At 70.0% G+C, this 16,019-nt stretch carries 18 protein-coding genes and 1 pseudogene; 7 read left to right on the plus strand and 12 right to left on the minus strand.

Annotated features, from left to right (window positions below; all coding sequences use genetic code 11):
- From AWB89_RS27720 to AWB89_RS20020, 3 genes and pseudogenes are all read right to left on the minus strand, one after another.
- Positions 1-188: pseudogene (locus AWB89_RS27720) on the minus strand (cutinase family protein); the annotation flags it as partial.
- A 58-nt stretch (positions 189-246) separates the two neighbouring features.
- On the minus strand, positions 247-570 hold the full coding sequence (locus tag AWB89_RS20015) for a DUF202 domain-containing protein (RefSeq protein WP_085176001.1): 324 nt from the start codon (positions 568-570) through the stop codon (positions 247-249).
- Complete coding sequence (locus tag AWB89_RS20020) at positions 567-935, minus strand: YidH family protein (protein ID WP_085101811.1); 369 nt, start codon at positions 933-935, stop codon at positions 567-569. Before AWB89_RS20020 ends, AWB89_RS20015 begins: the two co-directional genes overlap by 4 nt.
- Positions 936-1,000: 65 nt before the next feature.
- Between AWB89_RS20020 and AWB89_RS20025 the strand changes: the two genes are divergently transcribed.
- Positions 1,001-1,708 (plus strand): haloacid dehalogenase type II, encoded by a 708-nt coding sequence (locus tag AWB89_RS20025; RefSeq protein WP_142282584.1) that lies wholly within the window; start codon positions 1,001-1,003, stop codon positions 1,706-1,708.
- Between the two features lie 51 nt (positions 1,709-1,759).
- On the opposite strand, the gene AWB89_RS20030 is transcribed toward AWB89_RS20025, so the two are convergent.
- The 4 genes from AWB89_RS20030 to AWB89_RS20045 form a co-directional block, all read right to left on the minus strand.
- Positions 1,760-2,299 (minus strand): ester cyclase, encoded by a 540-nt coding sequence (locus AWB89_RS20030; RefSeq protein ID WP_085176003.1) that lies wholly within the window; start codon positions 2,297-2,299, stop codon positions 1,760-1,762.
- Between the two features lie 24 nt (positions 2,300-2,323).
- Positions 2,324-2,680, minus strand: a complete 357-nt coding sequence (locus AWB89_RS20035) for a hypothetical protein (protein WP_085102090.1) — start codon at positions 2,678-2,680, stop codon at positions 2,324-2,326.
- A 76-nt stretch (positions 2,681-2,756) separates the two neighbouring features.
- On the minus strand, positions 2,757-4,052 hold the full coding sequence (locus AWB89_RS20040) for a cytochrome P450 (RefSeq protein WP_085176005.1): 1,296 nt from the start codon (positions 4,050-4,052) through the stop codon (positions 2,757-2,759).
- A gap of 12 nt (positions 4,053-4,064) precedes the next feature.
- The gene (locus AWB89_RS20045) at positions 4,065-4,412 is read right to left on the minus strand and encodes an MmpS family transport accessory protein (RefSeq protein ID WP_085101805.1); all 348 of its coding nucleotides are present in this window, start codon (positions 4,410-4,412) and stop codon (positions 4,065-4,067) included.
- A 93-nt stretch (positions 4,413-4,505) separates the two neighbouring features.
- Here AWB89_RS20045 and AWB89_RS20050 point away from each other — a divergent pair, with 93 nt between their 5' ends.
- Positions 4,506-5,591: an NAD(P)H-dependent amine dehydrogenase family protein gene (locus AWB89_RS20050; protein ID WP_085176007.1), complete on the plus strand. Its 1,086-nt coding sequence runs from the start codon at positions 4,506-4,508 to the stop codon at positions 5,589-5,591.
- Positions 5,592-5,710: 119 nt separating this feature from the next.
- Entirely contained in the window at positions 5,711-7,432 is a 1,722-nt protein-coding gene (locus AWB89_RS20055) for an Hsp70 family protein (RefSeq protein ID WP_085176009.1), read from the plus strand.
- A gap of 13 nt (positions 7,433-7,445) precedes the next feature.
- Here the strand turns inward: AWB89_RS20055 and AWB89_RS20060 are convergent, their stop codons facing one another.
- The 3 genes from AWB89_RS20060 to AWB89_RS20070 form a co-directional block, all read right to left on the minus strand.
- Positions 7,446-7,835, minus strand: coding sequence for a hypothetical protein (locus AWB89_RS20060; RefSeq protein ID WP_085101801.1), 390 nt, complete (start codon positions 7,833-7,835; stop codon positions 7,446-7,448).
- Between the two features lie 74 nt (positions 7,836-7,909).
- Complete coding sequence (locus AWB89_RS20065; RefSeq protein WP_085176011.1) at positions 7,910-9,016, minus strand: class I SAM-dependent methyltransferase; 1,107 nt, start codon at positions 9,014-9,016, stop codon at positions 7,910-7,912.
- Positions 9,017-9,029: 13 nt separating this feature from the next.
- Positions 9,030-9,986, minus strand: coding sequence for an SDR family oxidoreductase (locus AWB89_RS20070; protein ID WP_085176013.1), 957 nt, complete (start codon positions 9,984-9,986; stop codon positions 9,030-9,032).
- 114 nt (positions 9,987-10,100) lie between these two features.
- On the opposite strand from AWB89_RS20070, the gene AWB89_RS20075 reads away from it, so the two are divergent.
- Complete coding sequence (locus AWB89_RS20075; RefSeq protein WP_085176015.1) at positions 10,101-10,832, plus strand: SHOCT domain-containing protein; 732 nt, start codon at positions 10,101-10,103, stop codon at positions 10,830-10,832.
- Positions 10,833-11,092: 260 nt separating this feature from the next.
- A complete protein-coding gene (locus AWB89_RS28325; protein WP_085176017.1) occupies positions 11,093-12,199 on the plus strand; it encodes a PE family protein in 1,107 nt (368 codons plus the stop codon).
- Positions 12,200-12,219: 20 nt separating this feature from the next.
- On the opposite strand, the gene AWB89_RS20085 is transcribed toward AWB89_RS28325, so the two are convergent.
- Positions 12,220-12,843, minus strand: a complete 624-nt coding sequence (locus AWB89_RS20085) for an MBL fold metallo-hydrolase (protein ID WP_085176020.1) — start codon at positions 12,841-12,843, stop codon at positions 12,220-12,222.
- On the minus strand, positions 12,843-13,928 hold the full coding sequence (locus tag AWB89_RS20090; protein ID WP_085176074.1) for an S-(hydroxymethyl)mycothiol dehydrogenase: 1,086 nt from the start codon (positions 13,926-13,928) through the stop codon (positions 12,843-12,845). Before AWB89_RS20090 ends, AWB89_RS20085 begins: the two co-directional genes overlap by 1 nt.
- Positions 13,929-14,107: 179 nt before the next feature.
- Here AWB89_RS20090 and AWB89_RS20095 point away from each other — a divergent pair, with 179 nt between their 5' ends.
- Together AWB89_RS20095 and AWB89_RS20100 are read left to right on the plus strand one after the other, a co-directional pair.
- Entirely contained in the window at positions 14,108-15,127 is a 1,020-nt protein-coding gene (locus AWB89_RS20095) for a class I SAM-dependent methyltransferase (protein WP_085102086.1), read from the plus strand.
- Positions 15,127-15,948, plus strand: coding sequence for a serine hydrolase domain-containing protein (locus AWB89_RS20100; protein WP_085176022.1), 822 nt, complete (start codon positions 15,127-15,129; stop codon positions 15,946-15,948). The genes AWB89_RS20095 and AWB89_RS20100 overlap by 1 nt, the downstream gene beginning before the upstream one ends.
- Positions 15,949-16,019: the final 71 nt, after the last annotated feature.

The following is a 16,019-nucleotide window of genomic DNA, read 5'->3' on the forward strand; positions in this document are numbered from 1 at the left end:
CCGGTCGGCCCGACACCCGGCGGCTCACCCGTACCCCGGGCGAACACCACCTGGACGTCCGGGCATTGGGCGGAGGCCAAGGGGAGATCAGGCGCGAGGACCGAAGCGCTCAGACCGGACGTCGCGCAGACTGCAGGGACAAGGAAACGGGTGATGTGACGTGCGATCATGCCGCAAAAATCCCCCAACGAGCGCGTCCCAAACCTGGGAGTTTGCTTGGGCTTTCATGCTTAAATGCTTAGGCCGTCAGGCCGCCAGCTGGGCGACCGTCGTCACCACGATGAGCGCCAGCACGGCGGTCCCGATGACGTGCACCGGGCGGCGCGGGTTGATGTCCGCCGGGAGGGGCCGCTGCTGCAGCGTTCGCTGGCGTCGCAGCGCGATCAGGTAGGTGCCCAACGCCACCGCGGCGGCCAGGTAGGCGGGCAGCAGCTGCAGCGGCCCGACCGGGCCGTGCAGGTTCTTGATCATCAGCAGCGCGCCGTTGCCCAGGAAGGCAAAGGATGTTCGGGTCCAGGCCAGCGTGGTCCGGTCCTCGGTCTGCCCGGGCGGCGGCCGGTAGTCGCTCAACCGACGACCGCCTTGGCGATCACCAGCCCGAGCGCGACCAGCCCGACGACGCTGAGGCCCACCGCGAGGTAGGCCGGGGTGGGGTGGCGCGGCAGCGGATCACCGTGCCGCATGGCGCGATCCGCCTGCTGCCAGCGCAACAGCCCCATCCCGCTGGTGAGCGTCGCCAGCGCCGCGAGCCCGATGCCGAGCGCGCGCCGTGCGCCGGGAACGGTCAGCTCCGGAACCAGCTGCACCAGCGCGACCGCCGCGGCGAGCAACCCCAGCGCGGTGCGCTGCCAGGCCAGGAACGTGCGCTCGTTCGCGAGGGTGAATCGATAGTCGGGCTCGCGCTCGTCGTGCCCGGTCTCGGTGTCGTCGGCCACGGGCCACCTCGCAGGACGTCAGGGGTCAAGCGTTTGGACGCCGCAGAGTCTAATCGCCGGGGTGCATGATGAGCCTTGTGGTCAAGGCGCTGTTGTTCGACGTGCAGGGCACGGCAACGGATTTTCATTCGACGGTGTGCGACGAGGCGGCGCGGATCAGCGCCGGGCGTCATCCGGACGCCGACTGGGGCGACCTCGTGCGGCGTTGGCGCGCAGGCTACTTCGCGGCGTTGGAGGCCGCGCAGGGCAACGGATGGGTTTCGGTGCACTCGGTGTATCGCCGCGCGCTCGACACCGTCCTGGACGACTGCGGCATCGTCGGCTTCTCCGGCGCCGACCGCGACGAGCTCACCCTGGCCTGGCAACGGCTGAGGCCCTGGCCCGACGTGGTGCCCGGGCTGACGCGGCTGAAGACCGCCTACACGCTGGCCACGCTGTCCAACGCCGACGTGTCAGCGGTGGTCAACCTCTCCAAGCGCGCGGGCCTGCCCTGGGACGCGATCTTCGCCGCGGAGATGGCCGGGGTGTTCAAGCCGGATCCGGCGATCTATCGCCTGGCCGCGACCTACCTCGGCCTGGATCCGGCCGACATCATGATGGTCGCCAGCCACAAATACGACATCCGCGCGGCGGGCCGGCTCGGCTTCGCGACGGCCTTCGTCGCGCGCCCGCTGGAATTCGGGGCCGACGGCGACGCCGACGTGGCCTACTCGGACGAGTTCGACGTCAACGCGTCCGACTTCCTCGACCTGGCAGCACAACTCGGCTGCTAGCGGCGCGCCGACCCGGTCAGCCCGCGCGCTTCGGACCCGCATTGCCGCAGTTTACGCGGAAGTCAGTGCGGGGTCGGGCTTTTCCGACGACATCGACAGGAATCCGCGCACGCAACGCGCGGCCAGCAACCAATTCGCCGGCTTCTTCATGTCCAGCCCGCCCAGCAGCTGCTTGATCATGGTCAGGGTGTCGAAGTAGATGCGTTCGCAGACAAGGGTTTCGGTGTCGTCGAACACGAAGTAGGCGTTCATGCGGACCCGGAAGCGGCTGCCGGTCGGCGGGACCTTGCCGAGATAGCCGCGGTGGGTGCCCATCAGCCAGAACTCGACGATCACCGCGTCGGCGCTGTGCCGCAGCGCGATGATCTCGTGGTCCTGGTCGGGAAACGCGGTCCGGGTGTAGACGTAGTAGCCGCGCACCGCCTCGTCGCCGTCGTGGACGACCATCTGCGGGATCAGCTCGTAGCGCGGATGCGGGAAGGTCGCCAGCACGTCGTCCCAGTCCTGGCGGACCTCGTCGTGAAAGTGGTCGAGCACGAGTTTCTCGCGGGCGGCGAGGACCTCGGGAGGAGGGAACGCGGGAATGGTCACTGGGTCAGGGTAAACCTGGTGGCGCTACCACCGCTGCAGCGAAAAGGGATAAGTGTTCACCCCACCCGGCGACCCGCCGCAACCCGTCGCGAACGTCGACTCCACCTGCCCCTGCAACGTCACCGCGTCCCACGAATAGACGTCGTGCGAGGGGAAGAACGCGACCACGCAGCGCACGCCGTCGGGCACGTCGACGGCCAACGTGTAGCGGCCGTCGGACAGATACGCATTACCGTCGTACGGCGCGGCCTGCCCGTTGGGCTGCGGAACCGCCGAAACGTGAACGCATCCCGCCGGACCGTCGACGCACTGCCGAACCGACCACAGCCACTCGTGTCCGGGATCCCGGTTGGTGTTCACCTTGTAGTTGCCGAGCACCATGCCGGCGTGCGCGGTGGGCGCCAAAGTCACTGCGGCGACGGCGAACACAACGACTAGCGCGAACCTTTTCACAGCCTCAGCTCCTGGGGGTCCACGCGACCGGCAGCCGCTTGATGCCGTGGATGAACTGGGACAGCAGCATCGAGGGTTCCTCGACCGCGACGATGTCGGGGATCTCGCGCCGCAACTCGTCGAACACGACCCTGATCTCGCGGCGGGCCAGGTTGGCGCCCAGGCAGAAATGGGCGCCGCCGCCGCCGAAGCCGAGATGCGGATTGGGGTCGCGGGCCACGTCAAACATCCACGGGTTGGCGAACTTCGACTCGTCGCGGTTGGCCGAGTTGTACCACAGCGCGGCCTTGTCGCCGGCCGCCATCTTGACGCCGCTCAACTCGATGTCGCGGGTCAGGGTGCGCCGCATGTAGACCACCGGCGAGGCCCACCGCACGATCTCCTCGACCGCGGTGGGGGCCAGCGCGTCGTAGTTGGCCCACCACTTCTCCCGCTCGGCGGGGTAGCGCGACAGCGCCAGCACCCCGTGGCTGATCGCGTTGCGGGTCGTCTCGTTGCCGGCGACCACCAGCAGGATGAAGAACGACGCGATCTCCGACGACGACAGCTGGTCGCCGTCGACCTCGGCCTCGACCAGGCTGGTGGTCAGGTCGTCGTGGTGGTTGACGCGGCGATCCTCGGCCAGCGCGGTGGCGTAGGCGCCGATGTCCATCGAAACCTGAAGGAACTCCTCATAATCCGTCGCCAGGTCCGGGTCGCCGAACCCGAGAATGACGTTCGTCCAATGGAACACCCGCTGATGGTCCTCCTCGGGGATCCCCATCATGTCGCAGATGACCTGCTGCGGCAGCGGCCCGGCGAGCTCGCTGACCAGGTCGGCCTCGCCGTCGGGATGATTGGCGATCAGCGACGACACCAACCGGTGCGCCCGCTCGCGCACCGACGCCTCGATGCGGGCCACCACCTTCGGGGTGAACGCCCGGCTGACGATCGAGCGCAGCCGCTGATGCCGCGGATCGTCCGTCACGATCATCGAACCGAAGTACTCCGCCAGCTCCGGCATCTGGTCGTTGATCGTGATCCCGCCGGCCGAGCTGAAGACGTCCGGATGGCGGCTCGCGTAGTGCACGTCGTCCAGCTTGGTCAGCGCCCAGTACCCGGTGCCGGCCTCGAACCCCTCGTACTCGACGGCGGGCCAGAACGAGATCGGCGCCTCGCGGCGCAGCGTCGCGAAGGCGCCGTCGCGGTAGTCGTCGTCGCGCCCCCAGAACTCGAGCGACTCGAGATGAATGTCGGCGAGCGGCACCTCGGGCGGTGGCGCCCCGTTCACTCGCGTCGCGATACCGGTCGTGAGTGGCACGGCAAACCCCTCTCAGTGGGTGCAGACGGTCCTGGCCGGCGCCCCCACCGTTGCCGTCGCATCACTCACGACGTTGCCGTCCATCAGGATCTTGCAGTTGATCGGCCCCGGCCCTTGGGCGCTGATCACCAACACCTCGCCGCCGAAGGAGGTGAACTGCGTCGACCAGGGCAGCTTCGCGTTCACCGCGCGCTGCTGCCCGCCGTCGGTCTGGTAGGAGATGTACTCCGCGACACCGGGGCCGCTGACCTCGTAGCGGACTTGCGGGTTGTCGTTCGCGCTCGCCACTCCGCCGCAGAAATTGGCGACCCCGACGCCGATGGCGAACAGGATCGCGGGCCCCCTGAGATAACTGGTCATGGTTTCACATCGTGTCATTACCGACATTGCCTGGTCTAGATGCGATCAGAGGCAATGCTTAGGGTGAACCGGGGGCTGATGAGGAAGGTGTGTATGTCGCAAAGCGGCTCAAAGCGCGTGGTGGTCTGGGGTACCGGCTTCGTCGGCAGGATGGTGATCGCGGAGATCGTCAAGCATCCGCTGTTCGAGTTGGTCGGCGTCGGCGTCAGCAACCCCAACAAGGTCGGCCGCGACGTCGGCGATATCTGCGGGCTGCCCGAACCGGTGGGCATCACCGCGACCGACGACGTCGACGCCCTGATCGCGCTCAAGCCCGACGCCCTGGTGCACTACGGCCCGACGGCGATGCACGCCAAGGACAACATCGCGCTGATCACCCGCTTCCTGCGGGCCGGCATCGACGTGTGCTCGACGGCGATGACGCCGTGGGTGTGGCCGACGATGCACCTCAACCCGCCCAACTGGATCGAGCCCATCACCGAGGCCTGCGAGCTCGGCGAATCGTCCTGCTTCACCACCGGCATCGACCCCGGCTTCGCCAACGACCTGTTCCCGATGACGCTGATGGGCCTGTGCTCGGAGGTGCGCCGGGTGCGGGCGTCGGAGCTGCTGGACTACACCAACTACGAGGGCGACTACGAAGTCGAGATGGGCATCGGCCGCGAGCCCGAATACAGCCCGCTGCTCGAAGACTCCAACATGCTGATCTTCGCGTGGGGCGCCACCGTCCCGATGATCGCCCACGCCGCCGGCATCATGCTCGACGAGATCACCACCACGTGGGACAAGTGGGTGACCCCGACCGAGCGCACGACGGCCAAGGGCGTCATCAAGGCCGGGCACGTCGCCGCCGTCCGGTTCACCATCAACGGGGTCTACAAGGGCGAGACGCGGATTCAGCTCGAACACGTCAACCGCATCGGGCTCGACGCCGCGCCCGACTGGCCGTCGGGCCACGACAACGACGTCTACCGGGTGGACATCGAGGGGACGCCGAGCATCTTTCAGGAGACCGCGTTCCGGTTCACCGACGGCTCCGGGCGGGACGCGGCCACGGCCGGATGCCTGGCGACCGGGATGCGGGCGCTCAACGCGGTTCCCGCGGTCAACGACCTGCGGCCGGGCTGGGTCACCCCGCTGGACCTTCCGCTGATCGCCGGGGCGGGCGCGATCCGCTGACCAAACCCGCTCCCGGAGTCGCACAGCTCACGCATAGCTGGCGCTACGAATGGCTATAGGAATCGGCGACACAATTGCGCAAAGGTGGAATACGCGCCGCTGACTACGGGGATGGGTAGATGGCCGACAGAGCGACACCGGCGCTGGGCTTGTCGATTGGTTCCACCAACTTGGCGGCCGTGACCGCCGATCTCGCGATCACCCGTAAGCCCGTCCTCACGCTGTATCGCCAACGCCCGCCCGAGGTCGGCGTGCCCTCGGAGAATCCCAAGCTCGACGAGCCGGGCCTGGTCGTCACCGGCTTCGTGGACCGGGTGGGAGACCCGGCCGGAATCGTGGCGGCCGACGGCTCCGTGCACCGCAGCGACGCGCTGCTCGCCGACGGCCTGCGCGCGCTGGCCTACGCCGCCAGCGGCGGGCGCCCGTTGCCCGACAGCGTCGCGGTGACCTACCCGGCGCACTGGTCCGCCCCGTCGGTCGACGCCCTGAGCGCCGCGCTGGCCGGGGTGTCGGAATGGTCGGACGGCGCCCGGCGGCCGATGGTCATGCCCGACGCCGCGGCGGCGCTGGCCGCGGTGCGGACCAACCCCGGCATCCCCGCGCACGGGACCGTGGCGGTCTGCGATTTCGGCGGCAGCGGCACCAGCATCACGCTGATGGCCGCCGCGGGCGGGGAGCCCCTCGCCCCGACCGTCCGGCATCACGACTTCAGCGGCGACATGATCGACCAGGCGCTGCTGAGCGCCGCCATGGCCAACATGCCGAGCACGGGCGCGTTCGTTCCGGGCAGCTCGGCCGTCGGCTCGGTGAGCCGGCTGCGCAGCGGGTGCCGCAGCGCCAAGGAGCAGCTCTCGTCGAACACGGTCGCCACCCTGGCCGACGTCCGGCTCACCCGCGACGAGCTCGACGACGCGATCCGCGGGCCACTGACCACCTTGGTGGCCGTGCTCGATGACGCGTTGCGGCGCAACGGCATTCGCGATCTCGTCGCGGTGGTGTCGGTGGGCGGAGGGGCGCACATCCCCGTGGTCACCACGCGGCTGTCCGGCCATCTACGCGTCCCGGTCGTCACGACGCCCCGCCCGCAACTGGCGGCCGCCACCGGCGCGGTGCTGCTCGCGGCCTACCGTCCCGACGACAACGGCCCGACCGCGCAGGCCCCGGCGGCGACGGCCACAGCCACGGCGGCCGCCTTGGTGCCGGCCGCGGTGTCGGGTGGGATGCCCGCCCGGGCCTGGGCGCAGGACGGTGCCGGCTCGGGCGCCATGCCCACCGCCGCGCGCCCGTGGCCCAAGCCCGCCAGCTCCGGCCAGACGTCGGCGGGTCCGGCGCTGAAGGTCGAGCAACCCGAGCCCGCCGCGCCGGAGCCCGAGAAGTCGGAGCCCAAGAAATCTGTTATTCCGTGGCGGCGGGTGCCGATGATCCTCACCCTTGCCGCCCTGGGGGTGGTGGTGCTGGCCGGCGTTGCCCTGGCGATCGGGCTGGGCTCCAAGAACCAGCCGATGACGAACCCGGGCGGCAGCACGGCCCCCGCCTCGCCGGCGCCGCCGACGACCACCACGACCGCCCCGCCGCCGCCGACCACCCAAGAGGCGCCGCCGCCGTCGAGCCCGGACACCAATCCGCCGCCCGCACCGGACACGCCGACCCCCGTCGCACCGCCGGCGGCTCAGGACGTCCCGGCGGCGCCTGCGCCTCCGCGGGCCCAACCCGTGATTCCGCGCATCCCGCGCATCCCCGAGATCCCGCCGCTGCCGCCGATACCCGGGCTCAACGAGCCGATCCCCGGCTTCCCGGGGATCCCCACCCTAATCAGCCAGATCGCGCCGCGGGCTCACTGAATGAGCTTTCAGCTCAGCGCTTTTCGCCCTTGTTCTCGGCCGCCGCGGCTTCGCGCAGTTCCTCGTTGAGGGCCTTGTCCTTCTCGATCTGCTCTTTGCGTTCCTCGTCGTCCCGGCCCTCGTCGGCCTTGGCTTGCTCGTCGGAGCCGCCGCCCTCGTCGGGCTCCTGGTGTTGCGGGTTGCCGTCTTCGTCGAGCCAGTCGTTGACCGCCGTCCCGGAAACCATGCCGCCGGAGCCGGGCAGCACCACGGTGGCCTCGTCCTTGTAGGCCTTCATCATCTCGGCGGCCTGTTGCTTGTGCTCTTCCTTGACTTCAGGCTTTTCGGTTAACTTCTGGTCCTCTTCTTGGCCGGCCTCTTTGTCGTCTTCGTGGCCGGCCTCTTTGTCGTCCTGCACGCTCATGCATCTACCCCCTTGGAGTCGCAGTTTTGAGCATGCCCGGGGGTACCCGTTGCCGCGCTGTGTCGAAACTCTCGTCAGTCGGGGCGGCGGTTCTTGACCAGCACCACCGAGGCGAGCGGGATCCGCATCGGCTCTGGCGCGCTTGACAGATGTTCCGCGACCGCGGCCTCCAATCGGTCGGAGAACTCGGTCGCCCGCGGGTCGGCGGCGGCGCCGTCCAGGCCGCAGACCAGGGCGGGAAACAGCGCGGCCCGGGCGAATGCCGCCCACTGCGCGCCGAAAGCGTTTGCGTCACCGTCAATTCGGTATCGGGCCCAGAATCGGTCCTCGGCGTCGAACATCTCGAGGTGCTCGATCGTGAGGCCTTCGAACCGGCCGCTCGGGGAGAACGGGGCGCGAAAGTCCCTCTCGCTGCGGCCCGATGTGGGAATGACCATGCGCCGAAGCTCGTCCTCGCTGAGCAGGCCGTCGCGCACCTGATCTTCCAGCGCCGCGACGATCGCGTCGAGCAGCGTCCTGAAGCCGGGCTTGTCGTCCTCGTCGACGCCCAGCGTCAGCACCACCAGCCGTCCCTCGGGGGCCAGCTCGCGCCCGCGGAACGCGACGAAGTCGTGCCAGTCGGTGGCGGCCTGGTGGGTGTAGGCGGCGCGGGCCGCGTCGTCGCTGCTGTAGGCGACGTGCACGTGATCGTGGAGCTCGTAGGGGATCCGGCTCACCCACTGGGTCGCCCACGACGTCCAGCCCAGGTTGACCGTCTTGGACGGCACGATCTGGCCGTAGAAGGATCGGCCGATCGCCGACGCGAAACTCGTTGTGTCCGTGTGCAAGTAGCTGTCCGGGTCGTCGGCCAGGGTTTGGAACAGCGCGGTGAAGTCGTTGCCCGGAACGTCGGTGTGCGCCACCAGGATCGCGTGGTCCTGGCGGGTGCGCCGGCGCAGCACCGCGATGGCCGCCGACAGCGGCTTCAGCGAGTTGTGCCCGTTGGCCGCGCCGTAGTCGGCGATGACGATCGGCTGCGGGGCCGCCGGGAGCGGCACCTGTTCCGCGGCCCGCTCGAACAATGCGATGGCCTGCGCCAGGCCGGCGGCCTGCAGCCGCGACGACTGGGTGTAGTTCGCGCTGTCGGTCGGCTCGGGCCGGACCACGATGCTCGATTCGGGCAGACGAGGTTCCGGCCGCATGCACCAACGATAGTCAGTCCGGCTGCGGGTAGCTCACCCCGGTGAGCTGCTCGGACAGCTCCCACAGCCGACGGCAGTCGTCCTCGTTGCGCGCCCGCTCGGGCACCCGGGCCAGCCGCACGCCGCCACCGGCCAGCTCCTGGAACCCGCGGGGCCCGTAGAACGCGCCGCCCTCGGCGTGCGGCGCGGCGGCCGCGTAGAGCGCGGGCAGGATGCCCTCGTCGATCTCCTGCCACAAAAAGGGCGTGAACCGCCACGACGCCTTGTAGAGGCGTTCCATCAGCGCCGGCTTCTCCCGGCCGTGCGAGGGCCCGGCGACCTGCAGGTTGGTCTTCGTCAGCCCGGGGTGCGCGGCGTTGGACGTGATGCCCCAGCCGGCCGCGCGGCTGCGCCGGTCCAGCTCCAGGGCGAACATCAACACCGCCAGCTTGGACTGGCCGTAGGCCGACATGGCGGCATAGGACTTCTCGAAGTCGGGGTCGTCGAAGTGGATCTTGCCGCTTTGGCGGGCCGCGAGGCTGCTCAGCGAGACGACGCGCGCTTTGCCGGCGGCGCGCAGCAGCGGCAGCACGTGCCCGGTCAGCGCGAAGTGGCCGAGATGGTTGCTGCCGAACTGCAATTCGAAACCGTCGGCGGTGGTGTCGCGTTCCGGCGGGGTCATGACGCCGGCGTTGTTGATCAGGATGTCGATCGGGCGGCCCTCGGCGTTGAGTTGTTCGCCCAGCGCGGCGACGGACGCCAGCGACGACAGGTCGAGGGCCTTGATGGTCAGCTTCGCGTCGGGGACCGTCGCGCGGATTTCCTCGATCGCCGTTTCCCCTTTGGCGCGGTTGCGGATCGCCATGACGACGTCGGCTCCGGCGGCCGAGAGGCGGCGAGCGAGCCCGAACCCCAGGCCGCTGTTGGCCCCGGTGACGATTGCCAGCTTCCCGGACAGGTCGGGCACGGTGGCGACGAGATCGTTGGCCATGCGTAGCACTCCTTTCGTAGGCGCCCCGTCACAGTGTGCTCTTTGTGCCCGTTCGTCGACAGGGTTGGCGTGCGACCGGTGGCATCGCCCCGCCCGCGGTGACACACTGCCTGGATGAACAGCAGGCGGCTCGCCAAGGTTTCGCTGGCCGCCGCCGTGGTGCTGATGATCGTGTCGGTGGGCGGCTTCATCGTCGCCCTGGTGCTCAACGCCTTCTTCCTGGACAAGTACAACGCCTACGGCGAGGTGCCGATCCCGGGAACGAGCAGCGTGTACCTGCCCGCCGGCGAGGTCACGGTCAGCCTGCACACCGTCGTCGTCGGCAGCCCCAACGGCGGCCTGCCGGTGCCGCCGCTGGGCGTCACGATCGCGCCGCCCGAGGGCGCGGCGCAGCCGGCGTTGAACGAAAGCATCGGCAGCACAACGACTGTCAACAACGACGCGCACGTGCGGGTGTGGGTGGCTCAGATTCCCGTCAGCGGCAACTACAACATCACCACCGACGGCCAGGTCAACGGGTACATCAACCCGCGACTGGCCTTCGGCCACAAGAGTTCCTACGGCTTCTTGGTGTGGTTGTTCGTCGGGCTGTTCGTGGTGGGGCTGGTCGATTCGATCCTGTCCGGGCTGTGGCTGGGGCGCACCCGGCGCCGGGCCGTGGTGGCGGCCAACCCGTACTACCCGCCGCCCGTCGCGTCGCCGGCGGTGCCGGCCGGGCCGATGGAGCCCAGCGGCGAGGGGGTGCGCCTCGAGCGGCTCAAAACGCTGGCGGCGCTGCGGGATTCGGGGGCGCTGACCAACGAGGAGTTCGAGGCCGAGAAGCGCCGCATCCTCGAGGGGCACTGAGGCGGCAGCGACGAAATCCCAACCGTCACATGCGTCTCCGGAACTGGAGACACTCGATGTGCCCGCCTCATAGCGACAACGCGGCGACGATGCCGCTATCGCTGCGTTTGTCGCTATGAGGTGGACAAAAGGTTGCCGCCTCGTGCGCGGTGACTGCTGTGACAGATATGACCACCACGGGCCAGCCGTCGCCTAAAGCCCTAGGCTGTCGGTCCCGACCGCGTTACGCTCTGGGTGGCACCGGGGTTGGGAGCTGACTCATGTCGCACGTGACGACGACACCGCACCTGCTGGCGGCCGCGGCCGGAGATTTGGCCTCGGTCGGCTGGACGATCCACGCGGCCAACGCGAACGCGGCGGCCGGGACCGCCGGATTGCACGCCCCGGGCGGTGACGCGGTGTCGGCGTTCGTGGCGGCGCTGTTCGCCGCGCACGCCCAGGCCTATCAGGCCGCGGGCAGCCAGGCGACCAACTTCCACAACCAGTTTGTGCAGGCCCTGCGCGAAAGCGCGGGGACCTACGCCAACGCCGAGGCCGCCAACGCGTCGCCCCTGGACAAGGTGGCGGGCATGGTCCACGCGTCCGCCGGGCACCTGAACGGCAACGGCGCGGCCGCCGCCCAGCACGGCGGCGTGGCCGCGCCGGTGGCCAGCAGCGGCGGCGCCGGCGGACCCGGTGCCGGCAACCCGGCGGGCGGCGGGCCCGGCCCCTCCGGCGCGGACGCCCACCCGGTCGCGACCGGTGGCCCGCAAGGCGCCAACGGAGTCTCCACCGGTGATGGCGGCGCGCCCGCCGGTGGGACCAGCGGGGGCGTCGTCGCGGACCCGGGCGGTGGTGCTGCCGCGGCGGTCCCGGCCGCTTGGGGTCCGGTGGCGCCGCCGGCTCCCGGCGGCCCGGCGATGCCGAACCTTGCCGCGCCGCCGCCCGCGCCCCCCGCCATCGCGGGTGGCTACCCGGCCGCGGCGGGGCTCGCCGGGCCGGGCGCAGCCTTCCTCACCGGTGACTCCGCCGCCCTCGGCGGCCTGCCCGAGCCGGCGGCGCCGGTGGCCTCCGCCGCGGCGGCGTCCCCGCCGGCCGTGCCGCCGATACCGACGGCGCCCAAGGGGCAGCCGCTGCACGAGAGCAACCCGGGGCACCCGGGCGACGCGGCGCCGCCGGCCGACGCCGATCACGACAAGGCGGCCATGCCTCTTCCGCTGCTCAGGCTTCGCCTACCAAGCCTGCGGGGCTTCTTCCGCGGTACGCGGTCGGGGCTTCGGGACAAAGAGGAATGGCGCGAGGAGCTGCGCGAGGCGGCCCGGACCAAGCCGTGGGGACACGAGGAACTCCTGGGCGCGCTGGGCCTTCGGCCGCCCGGGAACGCATAGCCGTTCGCCGGCAACGCCTTTCAGTGGCCGCGCGCCACCCACTCCTCGTAGTGGACGATCTCGTCGCCGATCGTGGTGCTGTCGCCGTGGCCGGTGTGTACGACGGTCTCGCCGGGCAGCGTGCCCAGCCGCTCGGAGATGGACTGCAGGATCGTCGGGAAGTCGGAGTAGGAGCGGCCCGTCGCGCCGGGGCCGCCGGCGAACAGGGTGTCGCCGCTGAACACCACGCCCAGGTCATGCACGTACCAGCACACCGAGCCGGGGGAATGGCCCGGGGTGTGCAGCGCGGTCAGCTCGGTGCCGCCGACGGTCAGCCTCTCGCCGTCGGATATGCCGCGAAAATCTCTGTCCGGGTGCGTCATTCGCCACAGCACGTCGTCGGCCGGATGCAGTAGCACCGGCGCGTCGAGCGTCTCGCCGAGCTCGGGAGCGACGGTGACGTGGTCGTTGTGCCCGTGCGTGCACACCACCGCCACCACGTGGCGGCCTGCCACGGCCTCGACGATCGGCGCCGCGTCATGGGCGGCGTCGAAGACCACGACGTTCGAATTGTCGCCGATGAGCCAGATGTTGTTGTCGACTTCCCAACTGCCGCCGTCCAATTCGAAGGTGCCGTGCGTGACCACCCGATCGATCGTCACCATTACAGGAGCACCACCGAACGCAGCACCTTGCCGCCGTGCATCTTATGGAAGGCCTCCTCTACGCCGTCGAGCCCGATGCGTTCGGACACGAACTTGTCCAGCGGCAGCCGGCCCTGCAGGTACAGGTCGATCAGGGTGGGGAAGTCGCGCTCGGGCAGGCAGTCGCCGTACCACGACGACTTCAGCGACCCGCCATGGCTGAAGAAGTCCAGCAGCGGCATCTCCAGCTGCATGTCGGGCGTCGGAACCCCAACCAGCACAACGGTTCCGGCGAGGTCGCGGGCGTAGAACGCCTGCTTCCACGTTTCGGGCCGGCCCACCGCGTCGATCGCCACGTTGACCCCGAAGCCCTCGGTGAGGTCCTGGATGGTCTTGACGACGTCGAATTCGCGGGCATTGATCGTGTGCGTGGCGCCGAACTTGCGGGCCCAGTCCAGCTTGGTGTTGTCGGTGTCGACGGCGATGATCTGCCGGGCCCCGACCAGGGCGGCGCCCGCGATCGCGGCGTCCCCCACGCCGCCGCAGCCGATCACGGCGACGGTGTCGTCGCGGGTGACGGCCCCGGTGTTGATCGCGGCGCCCAGCCCCGCCATCACGCCGCAGCCCAGCAGGCCGGCGACCGCCGGGTCGGCCTGGCGATCGACCTTGGTGCATTGCCCGGAGTGCACCAGCGTCTTGTCGGCGAACGCCCCGATGCCCAGCGCCGGTGTCAGCTCGGTGCCGTCGGTCAGCGTCATCTTCTGCTCGGCGTTGAAGCTGCTGAAGCAGTACTGCGGCCGCCCGCGCTTGCAGGCCCGGCACTGCCCGCACACCGCGCGCCAGTTCAGGATCACGAAGTCGCCCGGCTCGACGTTGGTCACGCCCGGCCCGACCGCCTCGACGGTGCCGGCCGCCTCGTGGCCGAGCAGGAACGGGTACTCGTCGTTGATGCCGCCCTCGCGGTAGGTCAGGTCGGTGTGACACACCCCGCAGGCGATGATGTCGACCACCGCCTCGCCGGGCCCGGGGTCCGGGACGACGATGTCCACCAGCTCGACGGGTTCGCCCTTCTTGCGTGAAATCACTCCGCGCACTGTCTGACTCATGCGCTCCAACCTACGGTGTAGCCGGCCCGTGATGGCATCGAGCCTGCGCTCAGATCGCCCAACATGGCGAAAAGCACGCGCTGAGCGCAGTCTCGGCGTGCAGCGAGGCGGTGTAGCGTCTGCAGAGCGTGACGGCACCTGACACCACCTCGGAAACCACCGAAGATTTCGCCGGTCGCATGATCGCGGCCATCGACGGCGCGAGCCTCACGCTCCTGCTGAGCATCGGGCATCAGACCGGCCTGCTTGACACGATGGCCGGGCTGCCGCCCGCCACCAGCGCGCAGATCGCCGAGGCCGCCGGCCTCAACGAACGCTACGTGCGAGAGTGGCTGGCCGGCATGACCACCGGGCACGTCATCGAGTACGACGCCGTCGCCGGCACCTACTCGTTGCCCGCGCACCGCGCCGGCGTGCTCACCCGCGCCGCCGGACCGGACAACCTGGCTCTGGTGGCGCTGTTCCTCCCGCACCTCGGCGAGGTCGAGCAGAAAATCGTCGGCTGCTTCCGGGAGGGCGGCGGGCTGCCGTATAGCGAATTCCCGCGATTCCACGCGCTGATGGCCGAGCAGAGCGCCGCGGTGTTCGACATCGCGCTCATCGACGTCGTGCTGCCGTTGGTCGACGAACTGCCCGACCGGCTGCGCGCGGGGGCCGACGTCGCCGACTTCGGTTGCGGCAGCGGCCATGCGATCAACGTGATGGCCCAAGCCTTCCCGGCGAGCCGGTTCACCGGCATCGACTTCTCCGACGAGGCCATCGCGTCCGGCGTCGCCGAGGCGGCACGCCTCGGCCTGACGAACGCCACCTTCGAGAGCCACAACCTGGCGCAGCTCGACAAGCGCGAGGCCTACGACGTCATCACCGTGTTCGACGCCATCCACGATCAGGCGCAGCCGGCGCGGGTGCTGGAGAACATCTACAACGCGCTGCGGCCGGGCGGGGTCTTCCTGATGGCCGACATCAAGGCGTCGAGCCGGCTGGAAGAAAACGTCGGGATCCCGATGAGCACCTACCTCTACACCGTCTCGCTGATGCACTGCATGACGGTGTCGCTGGCGCTGGACGGCGCCGGGCTGGGCACCGCGTGGGGCACGCAGCTGGCCACCTCGATGCTGGGTGACGCCGGGTTCGGCGACGTCCGGGTGACCGAGGTGGAGGGGGACCCGATCAACAACTACTACATCGCCCGGAAGTGATGCCCGCTCTCAACGGGCTGGAGGCCATCGCCGACTGGCCGGTGACGGCCGCCGCGGCCGCGGTCGTCGGGCCCGACGGGGTGCTGGCGAGCCACGGCGACACCGAGCGGGTCTTCGAGCTGGCGTCGGTCACCAAGCCGCTGGTGGCCCGGGCCGCGCACGTCGCCATCGAGGAGGGCGTCGTCGAGCTGGACACCCCGGCCGGCCCGCCCGGCTCCACGATCCGCCACCTGCTGGCGCACGCGTCGGGCCTGGCGATGCACGACGATCGCGTGCTGGCCAAGCCCGGCACCCGGCGGATGTATTCAAACTATGGGTTCGGCGTGCTGGCCCGCGCCATCGAGGCGGAGTCGGGGATCGAGTTCGGCCGCTACCTCGCCGAGGCGGTCTGCGAGCCGCTGGGCCTGGCGGCCACCCGGCTGAACGGCGGCGCCGAGGCCGCCGGGTTCGGCGCGACGTCGACGGTCGCGGATCTGGCGTCGTTCGCCCGCGAGCTGCTGCGGCCGGCGACGGTGTCCGCGCAGCTGCACGCGCAGGCCACCAGCGTGCAATTTCCCGGCCTGGACGGGGTGCTGCCCGGCTACGGCGTGCAGCGGCCCAACGATTGGGGCCTGGGTTTCGAGATCAGGAACGGCAAGTCGCCGCACTGGACCGGCGCGCGCAACTCGGCGCGCACGTACGGCCATTTCGGTCAGGCGGGCGGGTTCGTCTGGGTGGACCCGGAGGTTGACCGGGCGCTCGTGGTCCTCACCAACCGCAACTTCGGAGAGTGGGCTTTGGCGCCCTGGCCTGCGCTTTCCGACCGGGTGCTGGCCGAGTGATATTCAGCCACTCCGCACACTAGCGCAACAGGGGTATCACAGGGCACAATAGACACGCAGGACACAAAAAT

The sequence above is a fragment of the Mycobacterium paraense genome, assembly GCF_002101815.1.
In the GTDB taxonomy this organism is placed as follows: Bacteria; Actinomycetota; Actinomycetes; order Mycobacteriales; family Mycobacteriaceae; genus Mycobacterium; species Mycobacterium paraense.

Bases quoted from the DNA above. Each gene is read 5' to 3' on its own strand.
- AWB89_RS20025 (WP_142282584.1), top strand. From the start codon at position 1,001: ATGATGAGCCTTGTGGTCAAGGCGCTGTTGTTCGACGTGCAGGGCACG.
- AWB89_RS20035 (WP_085102090.1), bottom strand. From the start codon at position 2,680: ATGGTGCTCGGCAACTACAAGGTGAACACCAACCGGGATCCCGGACAC.
- AWB89_RS20045 (WP_085101805.1), bottom strand. From the start codon at position 4,412: ATGACCAGTTATCTCAGGGGGCCCGCGATCCTGTTCGCCATCGGCGTC.
- AWB89_RS20050 (WP_085176007.1), top strand. From the start codon at position 4,506: ATGTCGCAAAGCGGCTCAAAGCGCGTGGTGGTCTGGGGTACCGGCTTC.
- AWB89_RS20055 (WP_085176009.1), top strand. From the start codon at position 5,711: ATGGCCGACAGAGCGACACCGGCGCTGGGCTTGTCGATTGGTTCCACC.
- AWB89_RS20060 (WP_085101801.1), bottom strand. From the start codon at position 7,835: ATGAGCGTGCAGGACGACAAAGAGGCCGGCCACGAAGACGACAAAGAG.
- AWB89_RS20065 (WP_085176011.1), bottom strand. From the start codon at position 9,016: ATGCGGCCGGAACCTCGTCTGCCCGAATCGAGCATCGTGGTCCGGCCC.
- AWB89_RS20070 (WP_085176013.1), bottom strand. From the start codon at position 9,986: ATGGCCAACGATCTCGTCGCCACCGTGCCCGACCTGTCCGGGAAGCTG.
- AWB89_RS20075 (WP_085176015.1), top strand. From the start codon at position 10,101: ATGAACAGCAGGCGGCTCGCCAAGGTTTCGCTGGCCGCCGCCGTGGTG.
- AWB89_RS28325 (WP_085176017.1), top strand. From the start codon at position 11,093: ATGTCGCACGTGACGACGACACCGCACCTGCTGGCGGCCGCGGCCGGA.
- AWB89_RS20085 (WP_085176020.1), bottom strand. From the start codon at position 12,843: ATGGTGACGATCGATCGGGTGGTCACGCACGGCACCTTCGAATTGGAC.
- AWB89_RS20090 (WP_085176074.1), bottom strand. From the start codon at position 13,928: ATGAGTCAGACAGTGCGCGGAGTGATTTCACGCAAGAAGGGCGAACCC.
- AWB89_RS20095 (WP_085102086.1), top strand. From the start codon at position 14,108: ATGATCGCGGCCATCGACGGCGCGAGCCTCACGCTCCTGCTGAGCATC.
- AWB89_RS20100 (WP_085176022.1), top strand. From the start codon at position 15,127: ATGCCCGCTCTCAACGGGCTGGAGGCCATCGCCGACTGGCCGGTGACG.